Origin of the sequence: Pararhodonellum marinum, assembly GCF_015354735.1 — a bacterium.
In the GTDB taxonomy this organism is placed as follows: Bacteria; Bacteroidota; Bacteroidia; order Cytophagales; family Cyclobacteriaceae; genus Pararhodonellum; species Pararhodonellum marinum.
On the sequence record NZ_JACEFJ010000014.1, the window covers coordinates 41,444 to 56,915 of the forward strand.

General features: G+C 44.1%; 10 protein-coding genes. All 10 read left to right on the plus strand.

The window, feature by feature from the left end; genetic code table 11:
* Positions 1-211 precede the first annotated feature (211 nt).
* The 10 genes from H1A14_RS19655 (at position 212) to H1A14_RS19700 (ending at position 15,439) form a co-directional block, all read left to right on the plus strand.
* Positions 212-5,506 carry a hypothetical protein gene (locus H1A14_RS19655; RefSeq protein WP_194778014.1) on the plus strand — a complete coding sequence of 1,765 codons (5,295 nt, stop codon included), beginning with the start codon at positions 212-214 and terminating at the stop codon, positions 5,504-5,506.
* A 25-nt stretch (positions 5,507-5,531) separates the two neighbouring features.
* Entirely contained in the window at positions 5,532-9,653 is a 4,122-nt protein-coding gene (locus tag H1A14_RS19660) for a hypothetical protein (protein ID WP_194778015.1), read from the plus strand.
* Between the two features lie 427 nt (positions 9,654-10,080).
* Positions 10,081-10,422: a winged helix-turn-helix domain-containing protein gene (locus H1A14_RS19665; protein WP_194778016.1), complete on the plus strand. Its 342-nt coding sequence runs from the start codon at positions 10,081-10,083 to the stop codon at positions 10,420-10,422.
* Positions 10,423-10,514: 92 nt separating this feature from the next.
* A complete protein-coding gene (locus tag H1A14_RS19670; RefSeq protein WP_194778017.1) occupies positions 10,515-11,024 on the plus strand; it encodes a molybdopterin-dependent oxidoreductase in 510 nt (169 codons plus the stop codon).
* A gap of 35 nt (positions 11,025-11,059) precedes the next feature.
* Positions 11,060-11,815 (plus strand): molybdate ABC transporter substrate-binding protein, encoded by a 756-nt coding sequence (modA, locus tag H1A14_RS19675; RefSeq protein ID WP_194778018.1) that lies wholly within the window; start codon positions 11,060-11,062, stop codon positions 11,813-11,815.
* 8 nt (positions 11,816-11,823) lie between these two features.
* Positions 11,824-12,498, plus strand: coding sequence for a molybdate ABC transporter permease subunit (gene modB / locus H1A14_RS19680; protein ID WP_228527892.1), 675 nt, complete (start codon positions 11,824-11,826; stop codon positions 12,496-12,498).
* Positions 12,495-13,178 (plus strand): ABC transporter ATP-binding protein, encoded by a 684-nt coding sequence (locus H1A14_RS19685; protein WP_194778020.1) that lies wholly within the window; start codon positions 12,495-12,497, stop codon positions 13,176-13,178. Before modB ends, H1A14_RS19685 begins: the two co-directional genes overlap by 4 nt.
* A gap of 230 nt (positions 13,179-13,408) precedes the next feature.
* Positions 13,409-14,185 carry an LOG family protein gene (locus H1A14_RS19690; RefSeq protein ID WP_194778021.1) on the plus strand — a complete coding sequence of 259 codons (777 nt, stop codon included), beginning with the start codon at positions 13,409-13,411 and terminating at the stop codon, positions 14,183-14,185.
* A gap of 53 nt (positions 14,186-14,238) precedes the next feature.
* Positions 14,239-15,159, plus strand: a complete 921-nt coding sequence (locus tag H1A14_RS19695) for a DnaJ C-terminal domain-containing protein (RefSeq protein WP_194778022.1) — start codon at positions 14,239-14,241, stop codon at positions 15,157-15,159.
* On the plus strand, positions 15,146-15,439 hold the full coding sequence (locus H1A14_RS19700) for a chaperone modulator CbpM (RefSeq protein WP_194778023.1): 294 nt from the start codon (positions 15,146-15,148) through the stop codon (positions 15,437-15,439). The genes H1A14_RS19695 and H1A14_RS19700 overlap by 14 nt, the downstream gene beginning before the upstream one ends.
* Positions 15,440-15,472 lie beyond the last annotated feature (33 nt).

A 15,472-nucleotide genomic window follows, 5' to 3' on the forward strand; every position in this document is an offset into this window, starting at 1 on the left:
AAGACAAAAAGGTTGAAAATGGAATAGTTTAAAAGTATTGATATTCAGATAATTATATTAAAGAATATGCTTGATTAATCTAATTTATTTTTATATTTTTAAATGTAGTTTTTCGGTTATTGATTGTCAGGTTTTGTTGCTGTTGATTGAGGGGAACAAGAGACTAATTGAAAAAATGCATGTCTCTCTCTTTCTCCCAACCATTTTTTCTATGGAAACCAACCTGATCCAGTCACTGCTTTCGGGCATCTTGGCGCAACTCGACCCCAAACCCAAAGAGGGGATTCCTACTTTGGAAAATGAATTGCCTAATCTAGTAAAGGCATTGCGTTTTCAAGAGTTAAGTGCCGTTTCATCTGAAAAATTGAGCATTCAATCAGCCGATTTTTTTTCAAGGAGCTTATTGTCCAAAGGCCTCCGGGAAAAAATTGTCAAAGCCATTGAAGGTACTTCTGAAGCTGAGGAAATAGCTGGAGGAGAAAGGATTTTTGTTCGAGAGGTTCCTGTCAGGTCCAGTCAGGTAAGCGCCAGTGTTCCTGATTGGGGTATTGGCGGAAGGGTGGACCGTACAATCGGTCCCATAGAAAGGATCGACGGAAGGCCTATCTATCTTGATTTTTATAAAGTTGAAAAATTGGTGGCCATAAGGAGGGCTAGTTCAAATGTGCCTCTTATCCTTTTTAAGGCCAGCTTTCAGCAAAGAAGACTGGCGCCCATCTCCACTCCACCAGTGGAAGTGACCAAAGAATACAACCTTATAGCAGGAAGTGTGTGGGTCAAAGCGGATCTTTTTGCTTCTTCAGCACCTGCTGACCGGTATTTCGGACTGAAAGTCAAATCAGGAAAAATCACCTTAAGTGCTCTTCCGACTTTAAATGGAAACAACCTTCAAGTTGCTCCCGGAGTCCGAATGGTTTGTCAGTTATCGCTCGATTTACCAAAACCTTCACCCAAGGATCCAAAAAAACATGGTCAGGATGCCAGAGACTTAAGCATCAAGACTCCGGATAAATTTAATTTTTCATTTGGAGGCAGCCTGCCCAATTCCATAGACTTGGTCAGCGATTCTGAATGGCAGATCTATGAGGAATCAGGAAAATTCAAACAAATCAAGAAACCCAATAAGTTTGACGCTCAATCCAACAGGCTCCTGATACCCCTTCAATATTCGGAAGATGAGTTTTCTCCAAAGGCAACGAAAAGCTCCTTATTTTACCTAAGCGAAGCAGCCAAAATCACCCAAAGCTGGTGGGGTATTCCAGCAGCTAAAATAGATTTCAATGCTCCTGTGGAAGCCAATGGAGGAGGGGCATTGATCCAAGACCTAAAACCCGGCTTGGTAGCATCATGGAAAGGATTGGATGGCAATGAGTTCCAACTCAATGAATGCCAGATCCTGGCAGAGGAAGGTAGAATAGGGATCACTGCCCTCAAAGCGACAGGTCAAGGTACCTTTCATGATTTCAACCACTGGAAGGACAAATTGAATCCTCATGGAACCCAAGTTCAGCTTAGTTTCCCGGATTTGGTTCCCCTTCGTTACAACTGCCTTGCCGAAGGCATTGAAATGATACTGGTCCAAAGTCATGCCCTGCTTCACGTGGACCGGCCGAGACAGGTCAACGGTCATGGTTTTCTGATCGATACCCAAAATTCCATGGTAATTTTTGCAGCTGGAGAAACTGGAAATCTGTTCTATTTGATGGATGACAATGTGCTCTGGGATAATATGCTACCCACAGAAGAAATACCCCACTTCAAAAGCCTTGCCATAGCACTTGAAAATGCCCTTTTTACAATATCCCCTGTGAATGGAGTGATTGTATTCGGACATGTTGATGAAGATTGGAAAAAGATTCTAAAAAGTAACAACTTTCTGATTTTTGGCACATTGGGTTATTTGCCCACATTGCCGGATCCTTATCTGGCCAATTTGAGCTTTCCCCGACGTTCCATAAGAGGCGATTCCTTTGATTCAAAACAGCATTTCAATCAAATCCAAAACTGGCTCTTTTGTTGGATCAAGCAGGATCCGGGAGAAGAGGAATTGGACGAGGTAAAGGTCAGTTTTCATTTTGGACCTGGCTTGGGTCAAAACTCTACCGGTCAGCCCAGCTCAGGTATGGTACTTAATCCTGCCATGTTGAATCCCCCAGGTCCTTTAAATGTACTGGCCGATGCCCAAATCAGAGACGGTCGATCTAAAATCCCCAATTATGAGGACGAGTTTGACCGTGCGGTAGGTTCCATTTCCCGCGATTTTTTTGCTCTTTTGGATGTCAGTTCCAATGCCAATCAAGTAGGTGTCAGTATGGGAATGAATCCAGGGTTGGACAAAAGGGAATCTTATCTTACCGGCAGGGTGACGGCAAGATCTGAAAGTGAGGCTGTGGTTACTCCTTTTCAGGGCCAAATATTGACAATCGAAGGTTTGGAAGTCAAAGTACCGGGTCATTTTGCCAGGGTATTTCTTTTGCCTCAGGTAGCTTGGGAACCAGTGATTAACACCTATACAGAGGGAACTCAACCGATGGATCCCCCAAGTGGGTTCAACTATTACCCCAATGACGGTGGCCCTACCCGGATGCTCAATTCTTCCCCGGAAAAAGTTACTTTGGCCCCGATTCCGCTCACCCAATTTTTGTTAGCACAATTCAAGGATAAAAAGGCGGAGGTATATTCCCTTTTTACTCTTCCCTTTGGATTGAAAGCCTTTGCATGGTTAAATCGTCTGAATTCCCACTATCCCAATAAAAAGCCTAAACTAGAACCTAATTCACCCAAATTTCCGAATGAACTGCTAGGGGGTATACAACTTCGGGCAATAGGTGGAGATGCTGGTGCACTCTGGCCCCAGGAGCCTTGGTTGAACGATTCCGATATGTTTACCGGATACACTTCCCAAATCAACAATATTCTGAATTTCAATGGACAGCATACCCAGACCAGTACTTTAGGGGACTCGGTAACAGTGATTTTTAACGGGCAATTTTCACCCAATGCCCTCCAACCCAAAGGCGTACCGGTTACCACGATTGATTTTTCCGGATATGGTGCCTCTATGTTTTCGGATTGGCTTGGTCCATCTGCTGAGATTGCCCAGACTTCACAGGCCAGATTTGATGTCATGCTTGGAAGAACTGGTCATGAAGTTGTTCAAGTCAAAAGTCTAGTTTATCCATGGGGGATCCGCGTAGTCAGAACCATTACAATTTTCCGGGCAAGTTCGGGTTTTATCTATCGAATGGACAGTGGGTGGCAGCCTGAGACGGATGGGCAGTTTGATTTCAGATATAAATTCAAAATCAACGGAAATAGCACCACAGAAACCCCGTATGTCATCCATCCTGGCACCCTAAGGGGACTTTACAATATCAGGAACATTAAGGAAGATGGCTCATTGAGCGACTTTAAGAGGGAAGATACCATACATAACGGCCAGAAATACATCGACCACAAAGGTGATCAACAAACATGGGGTGGAGGTTCCCAACCTGTTCCGATCCATTGTCGGCCAGTTTGGTTTGATGCAGATGTGGAACTTGAAAATTTAGTTCAGGGTCACAAAAACAACCGTACCCCAGCCCGAAAAATTTTGGGTTACGTACAATTGGCCCCTCCTGGTGTCCCATTGAGTCCAGCTCGCTTCAGGGAGCTTTTAAACACGCAGGGCGGATCCATCGGCGGAGACATAGACTGTGTGATGGACATAGCAAAAACCGGTCAGATGATCCGTATAACCCGATTTGATTTTTCCCATGCGGCCGATCCGGGTCATGCTGATGGAGTATTTGTGGCGTCTGCCCGAGGATCCTTAATGCTTCCCAAAACGGGTAGCTGGAGTGTCGTCCAACATGCGGTCAACAGCGGAGATGTGACTCCATTGCCCCAGCATATACCTGTACCACTGATTAGGGAAGGAAAATGGATTCCCGGTAAAGTGGTGGATCCTGACTCAGTGACCAAGAAACTAGTCCGGATGGCCAATCCGGCTGAATTGATGCGGCCACCTGCCAATGGAACCGTCAATTATGGCATCCTACAAACCACCGCCACTCAAAAAGCCATGCTCCTGACGCCTAGTTTCGGCTTTGGCCAAAAAATTCTGTTGAGCAAAACCCCACTTCTCTTTGCTGATCCCTACACCCTGATGTCCGGTGATGGCATATTTCCCAATTCAGGCAATGCCATCGATGAATTCGGCAAGGCCATAGCCTTGTTTACCGGTTCAGGCGATGGACTAAATAAAGTCAAAGCTTTTGCCGAAAATTCCAATTTCCTAGACGGTGGGGTAAAAGTGTTGGAACTCCTGGAGATCACTGCTCCTGCAGGGGGATCAACCTTGCTTGATCAAGGGTTCCAAATGCTGGCCGGCAAAGCCAATGCTGCCCTTGACAAAGCCCTGGCATTCGACATTCCCGACCAAAAGACCTATCTGGTCAACATGGAATCCCTAAAAATTTATATAGAATACAAAACTGCTAAAAAACGTAAAAACCAACCTGATGAGTTGGTAGACAGCAAACTCAATTTTGACATTGATACTTTTAAGAAGGCGGCAGGAGATACTTGGAAAAGCAGACTGAACAATGTGGCTATGGTGGTCGACTTGGGGGATTTTACGGGGTTGATGAAGATCAAGGGTAATTTTGATGCCAAGAAAGGGAAAGAGTCCGGATATGAAGGAGGGGCTGATGCGGACTTTTTGGGAATAGGCTATCCATCCCCTGAGCTGGAATTTCATTCAGCGCTACAGCCGGTCATTGATCTATTGGAGATTCTAGCCTCACTCAGTCAGGGAAATTATGCTGATGTGATGAAAAAGGGCCTTCAAATCGCCATGAGCAATGCAGGGGAAATTTGGGAATATAAATTCGAGGCCAAAAAAGAGATACCTTTAGTCAGATTTCCACCTGAAGAAAACCTGTATAATTCTCCGACCACACCTTTGAAACTGGAGGCAGGATTGGAACTTGGGGTCTTTTTCAACGCTGCCTTGAAGGTTACGAATGATGCCAATCAATTGGTTCCTACTGCCGGTGCCTATATCCAATTCAGAGGTGGGTTGGAAGTCATGTGCGTCTCGGTGGGAGTAGGGACCATCTATGCGATAGGGGAAGTCATTCTCAAACTGGCCTGTGATACCAAAGTAGGCCCATCTATCCAGATGAATTTCGGATTTGGAGTAGCTATCGCGGTGGGATTACCGGTGATAGGCACGGTTTCGGTGACCTATATGGTAGGCTGTGAACTCTATGTAGGTACTTCCGAATTTACCATATCTGCTTTTTTGCTATTCAGAGGCAAAGCCCGCCTTGCCGGAGGATTGGTCAGTGTCACCATCTACATTGAAGCCAAAGGTACTGTGAGCAGAAAGGCCATCAATACACCACAAGAACGGACCGATTGTACTGCTTCAGTGACTTTCGGTTTGGACATCAGCATCTGTTTTGTGATCAACATCAGTTTCGAGGAGACCTGGCAGGAAAGCCGTCAAATCGCCTGACATCTTAAAATCTAAAAAAAATCAAATGGAAGCGAGGAGACTTTTGACATCGATGGCTTTGCCTCAGGATTTTGACGGGCAAAATCTAACCGTAAACATTGTCCTAATTCCCAGAAATGCTGATCCTTTTGCCACTTGGCCTACAGGAGTGCCAAACGCCACTTCCACGGTTCCGGGATTTGCTGATTTCCAACCGGAATTTTCTCTTTGCGTGGTGGAGGGTACTGCTGATTTCCCCATTCAAAATCCCCTCAATCCACTTCGTCAACCTCATATCATCCCCGTATCCGTGGATCCCGCTTCTTCCAAAGCCCAGCTGATCCAACAAGTTGCCTCCAGTTTCAACCTTCCAGTGGGTGATGCGTCAGATAAACTGCCACCTGTGGTTTCGGTAAAAAACAGCATCAAAAAATACCTGCCTCAAAGTTACAGAAAGGCCTTTAACTTCACCCAGCCCAAGCACCCCAATGCGGTGACTGACGACAGTTACGAATGCGCCATCAGGGATCAGGTTCCAGAGCCAACATTTACCCCGCCCGGGAGGATCAGTTGGGGAAAAGTATTTGCCCATATTCTGCGGCAGCCCTTATTGGCAAAAGCCTGTGGAATGATCTACACCGTCCAGATACAGGTAGAGCCCACCTGGTTTCAGAAAGGTGGGTATCTTTATGTGGATGTCACCAATGACCCCTATGCCAATTCGCAAAATTTGCTTTTGGAACAGGCTGGTGGTCCGCTTATCAAAAGGTATGCAGCCCGAATCCCAAAACTTCAAATCGAAAAGGAAAGGCCGGTTTTTGCACCTGTGGTTTTCCCAGTGCTTTACAAAAAGAATGCAGAACCTGCCCCAGTGGCTCCTCTCGGGCCTTGGGATGAACTTTTCAAGGAAGCAAGAGCCTATGATGATGGTTTTGCAAAAATTGTCCATGCAGATCAACCCCAAAGTGGCAATTTACTCAAAGAAAAGCCGGATGGATTCAATCCCCAATACGAGGCAGGAATTCGCTTGGGATGGGATGACGAGCAGATTCTCATCTGGTACATTCGCCAATTGACTGATCACCCGGCTACTCCCGGAGAGAGAGTGGATGCTCCTTTGAGTGTAATGGGGTATCACTTGGATGTCAGGGAAGTTGGCTCGGATTGGGAAAGCCTAAATGCCATAGAACTCAATCCTGGACACTTTCTTGATGGTCTTCTTACGCAGAACCAAACCGAACTTCCTTATCAGGTATATCCTAATAAAATCAGCGGCCCCAACGATTCCAACTTTTGGTTGCCCATGTACTATGCCAATTGGATCGGTAAAAACATGGTCACAGAAGACAAAGATGCCATTGCCATTTACAAAACCGATCAGCCTTACAAAGAACATGTAAATCCCGGTTCCCTGAAGCAAGGCATCACTCCCAATCAGGTCTTAAAACCTGTCCCACTACAAACTCTGCTAAGATATGGACAAAAGTACGAGTTCCGTGTCCGGATGGCCGACATCAGTGGAGGAGGACCAAAACTGACCCATACTCCCCTCAACCCCGCTGCCAATCCCAACACAAGTGTCAGCTTCCGAAGGTTCATCAATCCGGGAATGCTAAGGATTGAAAAGCCCAGTCTTCTGGTCAACCAAAAAAATGAAATCTTCAACGCTTTAGATGCTGAGGAAACACAGTTTGACCCAAATCCCATCTTGAAAATTGCAAGGCCACTTTTGGAATACCCTGCGGTGGTTTTTACCATGAAATACCAACAGCAGTCTATTGATCCGGTCGAGGAACTCAAAAATCTGCAGTTTGATCCCAATCAAACCCTTAAACCTGCACTGGAAGATCCTGATGTCCAGGAAGTAGGCATAAGAGTGGAGGTGAAATCTTTGAGAATGGACAATTACTATAGTCAAAACGGTTCGGATTCATACATTACCCTCTACCAAACCAAAAGGAATTTTCCTACTGATTTCAAAGGTGTGTTGGAAATACCAGTGGAATTCATAGATGTGCCTGTGCTGAATCTTGGTAATGAGGCAGATCCATTTTTCATAGACAACCTTCGCAATACAGACCTGGATGAAATGGAGGGTTTGGTCATTCCTAGTGGAAGACTAGTCAGGGTGACCCTTAGAGGTATTGCTTCCACCGAGGGAGACCCTGATGTGTATTTCGGCATCATTGACCCGGATCCGGAAAAGGACAGCCGGTTCGGCAAACCCACCCAATTGACTTTTTACAAGGAACCTGAGTCTGAGACCCAACTCCTGGTGACCCATGGTAGGATTCCAGAGGTACAAGGAATATATCTCAGGCCGGATGACGTGCCAACCAATAAACAGAATCCTCTGGTCCAGTTGATCTTAAGGGAGACGGAAACCAATGAAGCCAATGCAGTAAAAAGACTTGCAGATGCACTTGGATTAGAAGCCAAAGGTTTGACCTTATTAGCGCCAAAGGGGGAGCGGATTGCTTTCGGTTGCTGTGCCAAAATCAGGCATACCCTTGCGCCTGACGGAAGCAGCTTAATTTTCAGTACTTTAGCCGACCTTCAAAATCACTGGATTGGAGCCATAAGTTACAAAATGCAAAGGGATTGGGCTTGGGATTGCCTGGAAGATGTGGCTTTTGTGATTGCGAAGCAATGGAAATTCCGCAGGGACGATGCTGTGAACGAGTGGCGGAAGTTAGATGAAGCAGGTGAAGTGGAAATCAAGCACAGCATTTCTTTCGAAGCATTGCAATCCAGCACCCATGGAAAAATCAATCGAGGTTATACGCGCATTGTTTTCTTGGATGCCATTGAACCCAAAAATGAGCTTAAATTGACTACCACCACCCTTAGACATCCGGACGAGATATGGGTGGAATATGAGGTGACTCCCCAATTCAAACCTGGCCATGCAGCTGTTCCTTCCATCAAGCTGGACCAATTGAAACTGCCCACCGTACTCCGACCCAGTCAGATGCCCAAGCTCAAGTCAGTTGGTTTGGCTTTTTCTCCCTATGAAAGGGCTGAAGATTACAGCTCGACGGAAGTCCGTAGAAGGCACCTTTGGGTAGAGTTCGATGAACCGGTAGAAAACAAAGACGACACTTATTTTTGCAGGGTTTTGGCCAATGCCCCAGATCAGCTATTGGCCAATAACAGTCTGGAGCACCTTAATGCTCCTGAGGAAAGTCCTTTAACCTTGGACCCAGAATGGGTAAGGATGATCTCTCCAGGCCAAAGTGATGACTTGGCAGGATTGAACGCCATGCAGCAGATGATACCTGCAGAGGATAGTGATCGGCATTTTATTGTGCCAATTCCTCCTGGAATGCATGCCGAAAGCCCTGAACTTTTCGGGTTTTTCACCTATGAATTTCGAGTGGGGCATGCTTATTTTGATGATAGGGAGGACAACTTATGGTCCACAGCTCAAGGCCGCTTTGGAAGAGCCTTGAGGGTGACAGGGATACAGCACCCTGCCCCCAATTTACTTTGCTCCCTCAACAGGGACAGTCTTCAGATGTATGTCAGTGCGCCTTTTGCCAAAGCAGTGTACAAAGGTAAAAATGTGACCTCCAAACCTCCAAGGACCAGCCTATGGGCAGTCTTGTACGCACAGGTGCATCAAGCGGATGGCTTGGATTTTAGAAATATATTTCTTGGAGAAAAGGAGATGAAAATAGGCGTGAAGATCATTCAACAAGCCGATCAAGAGGATAAGTTTATGCAACTTGTCAAGGCCTCCTATCAGGTAAACCCGATCCCTGCTGTGTCAAGCTCCATCACGATAAATGCAGACAAAATACAAATGGGCAATATCCTGGCAGGAATCAAGGACATGCAGCCAAGCGGAACTGCTGTTTTTCCTTCCCAGGAAATTGCTGACCGACTCAAGTGGTTTGGGTTACCGGAGGACAGTCCACTGAGTGTTTTGGTAGTGGAGGTTTTTGGGAATATCACCAATATATTTGACCATTTGGATTTAAATTTCAGGTTTCATGGGATGGAAAATATGAATAGGATGATGGATGAGGCCAAGAGAGGAAATAAACCAAAGACCCATGAAATGGGAACTATTCAGCCACTGAGTAGGAGTTTGGGTCATTTTAGGATATTAAGAACCTCCCCACTGACTCGCGTACCTTTTGTTTGTTGCCCTACCTGTGAGTGAAATTTGTTGGATTCACAATTTTGAAAACGTAAGATTAATTTAATAAATACAGGTTTCACGTTAAGGAGTTGTTTCAAGTAAATTTCTTGAATAGTAATGTGCTTTGTTAGTGATTCAGATCAACGACATGGTCATCTTTGCTTTCAATGAAGTAATTTTCCTCAAATAAGGTAAAACCAATTTCACCCAATTTCTTTCTCTTCCATCATCTTAATCTATTTAAGGATCACAAACAGAAATATACTTTACTATTTCTAAGATTGGGCTAAAATGATTTCGATTCAATAAAGAGATTTTCAGGGCTATGTGGGATTGAATTCATTCGACGGGTAATCATTATTCCCATATGTAAGAGAGGATAAAAGTTAGGTTGCGTGAAAGGAAAAAATTCAATTTCTAAAATCTTACCTTAGAAAAAAATATTCGCATGTCCCAAAAAAAGCTCAGAATCAGGTGTTGGATTGAATTAGACGACAGCAAATTCTTTGGCCCGGGAAGGGCAGAGTTGTTGGAACTTATTGTGGTCCATGGATCTGTGTCCAAAGCTTCCAAAGCCATGGGTATGTCCTACAAAAAAGCCTGGGAAATGGTCAATGACCTGAACAACAGGAGCCCGGAAGCCTTTGTTGTCTTGCAAAAAGGAGGACAGAAAGGTGGTTCTGCAATGCTCACTGACTTTGGACGGATGTTTTTGAAAAAGTACAGGGAGTTGGATGAAAAAATCAAATCCATAGCCACGGAGGGAGAGCATCTCTTGGACCGCCTTTGACCTAGGCAAAATTCCCAAACTTTGGTATTTTTTGAAAAGCGATATGTATATTTGGAAATATCGCTTAACGGAAAGACCGAATGTTCTGGGTTATGAAAAATAGACTATGCACCTTATTTGCGTTGTTTTTCTTTCTTTTGTATTTCTGTGGAAAAAATTCCGTAGCCCAATCAAAGGAAATTCCTACCCTTTCTTTTTCGGGTGAATGGCCAGATCCTTTTGCACTTAATCTGGCAGAACTCAAGGCCATGCCTCAAACCGAGGTAAAGGGCAGGGACAGGGACGGGGAAATGCACAGCTTTCAGGGTGTACTTTTAAGGGATTTGCTCAAAAGGGCAAAGATGGAATTTGGAACCGGACTTAAGGGGAAAAGCCAGGCCCAATACCTTTTGGCGGAGGCAGCAGATGGTTACAAGGTCATTTTCTCCTTACCTGAGATCGATCCGGAATTTTCTGGAAAGGAGATTTTGGTGGCCCATTCTAGGGATGGTATTCCCTTGGAAGATGGCGTCGGGCCTTTTAGGTTTGTAGTGCCAGAAGAAAAACTGCATGCCCGGTGGATCAGGGATGTGGTGTCGGTGAAATTGATAAAATTAGATTGATATTGGACCCGAGAAGTCCATCTTGAAAATAATTTATGACAAGGTTAATCCTTTTGTTTTCCATCTTGGTTTTGGTCTTCATAAACCCTGCCTTATCTCAAAAGCAACCAAAAGTCCTGGTGGCGGCTGCGGCGGATTTGAGATTTGCCATGGATTCCCTCATTCAGGTTTATCCCCATGCTTCCGAAATTGAGGTAATATACGGTTCCTCCGGCAAGTTCTTCGAACAGATTTCCAACGGTGCTCCTTTTGATGTTTATTTTTCAGCAGACATGGCCTATCCCCAAAAATTGGAGGAAAACGGTAAAACAGCCTCTGACATATTCGGATATGGTGTCGGTAGGCTGGTGCTTTGGAGCAAAAAGGACCTAGGAGATAAGCTGTCTATGGGAATGCTTAAAGACAGACAAATCCGCAAAATAGCCATCGCCAACCCCAGGCATGCCCCTTATGGCCAAAGAGCAGAAGAGACATTGAAACACCTGGATCTTTATGATACGGTTCGATCCAAATTGGTGTTTGGTGAAAATATCGCCCAAGCCTCCCAGTTTGTCAGCAGCGGGGCCGCAGACATTGGAATCATAGCCTTATCTCTTGCACTTTCTCCCAATATGAAAAAAATAAATCATACCTACTACCTGATTCCCGAATCCCACCACCAACCCTTGCTCCAAGGTGCTGTATTGCTCAAAAAACCGGAATCGGACCCCAGAGCTGGTAATTTTCTTGATTTTGTGAAAGGGGAGCAGGCAAGTTTGATTTTGTTACACTATGGTTTTTCCAAACCCTGACCAAAATGATGGATTACGGTCCTTTTATACTGTCCTTACAATTGGCTTTGGTGACTACCATCCTACTTTTTTTGTTGGGGGTACCTTTGGCTTATTGGTTGGCTTTCAATCCCAGAAAATACAAAATCTTTTTGGAGGCAATTGTGGCATTGCCATTGGTACTTCCTCCCACAGTGTTGGGATTTTATCTCTTGTTGGCCTTCAGCCCTGAAAATGGTTTGGGTGCTTGGCTGGAAAGAAATTTTGACCTGAGATTGGTTTTCACATTTGAGGGGTTGGTGCTGGCTTCGGTATTTTACAGTTTGCCTTTTATGATACAGCCTTTGCAATCAGGTTTTCGGTCGGTTCCTTATTACCTGGTGGAGGCTGCTTATTCTTTGGGAAAAAGCAGGTGGACGACCTTGAGAAAAGTGATTTTGCCCAATATGTCGGCGGCTATTTTATCGGCCTGCATCCTGACTTTTGCCCATACGATTGGAGAATTTGGCGTGGTGCTGATGGTGGGCGGCAATATTCCGGGAATCACCCAGGTGGTTTCTATCAGTATCTATGATGAAGTGGAAGCCATGAATTATGGCTTGGCCAACCATTATGCTTTGATACTTTTGGTTTTTTCGTTTTTGATTTTGTCTTTTGTTTATTTTTTCAATTATCAGCAACGCAAAAACATCAGAATCCTATGATCAAACTGGATCTTCATAAAAAATTGTACGGCGCTGATGGTTTGATACAATTACAGGTGAAAACCGATATCCAAAAAAACGAACTCGTGACCTTGTACGGGCCATCCGGAGCAGGTAAAACCAGCATCATCCGGATGATCGCCGGCTTGATGAAGCCTGATCTGGGAAGTATTTTGGTGAATGAAGAGACATGGTTTGATAGCCAGCAAAAAATTCATCTCAGAACGCAGGAAAGGCCTATAGGCATGGTTTTCCAGGAGTATTCCCTTTTCCCCAACATGACGGTTTTCGGTAACTTGAAATTTGCTTTACCCAGAGATGCCTCTGAAGACATCATTGAGGAAATGTTGGATACCATAGGGCTTCAAAATTTAAGAGATAAAAAAACCAATTGGCTATCGGGTGGTCAAAAACAGCGGGTAGGCCTTGCTAGAGCCTTGGTCCGCAAACCTTCCATTTTATTGTTGGATGAACCCTTGTCTTCATTGGATACCAATATGAGGGTTAAACTCCAGGATGATATTCTGAATTTTCACAAAAAGTATGGTCTTACCACCATTTTGGTTTCCCATGATTTTCACGAGGTCCAAAAAATGTCTGACAGGGTCCTATTGATAGAAAACGGAAAAATTGAATCGGAAGGAAAGGTAGGGGAGGTTTTTAAGGAGACATGGAAGTAGTAAAAATTAAATGATTATTCAAGATCTTTTGGTGTAAAAGATCATTGATTTCTATTTGTATTTCACCTTTAAACCACAGTTGGTTTATTCAAAACAATTGTTTAATTCCTTCCATAACTACCATTCTTTTAAAAAATTCAAGCCTTGTCCTTTGGCTTTAGGCCATACTTTGTTAATTTGAGATAAGTCAAAAGTTAGGAGGGAAAAAATCCTATATAAAAACCCAAAATATGATAAAAGACGGAAAAGAGCAGTTTTCACCTTTGGTTAATCCTGAAGAGGAGGCATTTTTTGCGGGACCTCAGACACGTTGGAAGGAATTTAAATTTGTCATCAAGGTGGTTTTGGAGTTTATCAGGGGATTCCGGATGCTCCATTTCGTTGGTCCTTGTGTGACGGTATTCGGATCGGCTAGGTTTGAGGAAGACGACTTCTATTACAAGATGGGGGTTACAGTAGGGGAAAGGCTCAGTAAAATGGGATTTACGGTTATGACTGGAGGTGGGCCGGGAATCATGGAAGCTGCCAACCGGGGTGCCAAAAACGTGGGTGGCAAATCTGTCGGCTGTAACATCATTTTGCCCTTCGAACAGCATCCCAACCCTTACTTGGACAAATGGATGAATTTTAAGTATTTCTTTGTTCGTAAAGTGTTGCTCTCTAAATATAGTTACGCTTTTGTAGTCATGCCTGGTGGATTTGGGACCCTTGACGAATTTTTTGAGGCCCTGACCCTGATACAGACGAAAATCATGAAACGTTTTCCGGTAGTGCTTGTCTGCAGTGATTTTCACAAAGACCTTTATGCTTACATCAAGCATATGGCAGAGTATGGTACCATCAACAAAAGTGATTTGGAACTCTTTATTTTGACTGACTCCATTGATGAAATGGAAGCACATATCCGTAAATTTGCTATCGATGGATTTGGCCTTATAAGAAAACAACCCATCGAGCCATCTACTTTGTTGGGTGAGAAGGAAGAAGTGATTGAAAAAAAATCATAATTTCGGTTTTTCTGCTTTTTTTCTTAAGTATCAAATTTGAAGCTTATTCACTTATGGACTTTATAGATTACTACAGGGTATTAGAGATCGAGAACTCTGCCAAACCAGAAGACATCAAAAAAGCCTATCGGAAATTGGCTAGAAAGTACCATCCTGACCTCAACCCCAATGACAAGGAGGCAGAGCTCAAGTTCAAGCAAATCAATGAAGCCAATGAAGTGCTTAGCGATCCTGAAAAAAGGAAAAAATATGATCAGTACGGCAAAGACTGGAAGCATGCAGAAGCCTTTGAGAAAGCGGGAAGAAGTTCGGGTACCCGGCCAAGTGGAGGAGGGCAACGGGCTTATTCCGGAAGGTTCTCTGAAGAAGATTTTTCAGATTTTTTCAGTTCAATGTTTGGTGGAGGTTCACACCGGGATTTTGGGGGACAAAGAGGGAGTGAGGTACGGTATAAAGGCCACGATTTCAAAGCTGAATTGCAGCTTCCTCTTTCAGCCATTTACACCACACAAAAGCATACCCTTACAATAGAAGGCAAAAATATACGGATCAATGTGCCAGCCGGGATTGAGGACGGGCAGACCATCAAAATCAAGGGATATGGGGGAGAGGGAATAAATGGGGGACCTAAAGGTGATCTTTTCATCACCTTTGTCATTCAAAATGATACGCGTTTTCAAAGGGAAGGAAGTGATCTGCATGTTCAGGAAAAACTGGACCTTTATACCGCTGTTTTGGGAGGAGAAATCCAGGTGGAGACTTTTGATGGTAAGGTCAGGCTCAAAGTACAGGCTGGCACTCAAAATGATACCAAAGTCCGGTTGAAAGGGAAGGGGTTTCCTGTTTATAAAAAGGAAGGACAGTTTGGGGATCTTTATGTAACTTATAAAGTGACAATACCCCAACAGCTATCGGATAAAGAAAAGGAATTGTTCACTGAATTGGCTAAACTCAGATCTCATGAAAAAAACTGAAATGATTACCATTCAAACCTTTTGCACTTATCATGGTGTGGAGGACAGTTTGATTTATAGGCTGGAGGAGGTTGGACTGATCAACGTGTACGAAATTGAGGAACAGAAGTACCTGGAAGAAGATAAGCTATCCGAATTGGAGAGGCTGGTAAGAATTTATAAAGATCTTGGACTAAGCCCCGAGGGAATCGATGTGGTGGTTCAGTTATTGGAAAAGATCGACCGCTTGCAACAAGAAAACAATTATTTACTTCAAAAAATTAGGCGTTTAGATCAATAGATCATGGTAAATTGCAGGTGAAAACTCTTTTCC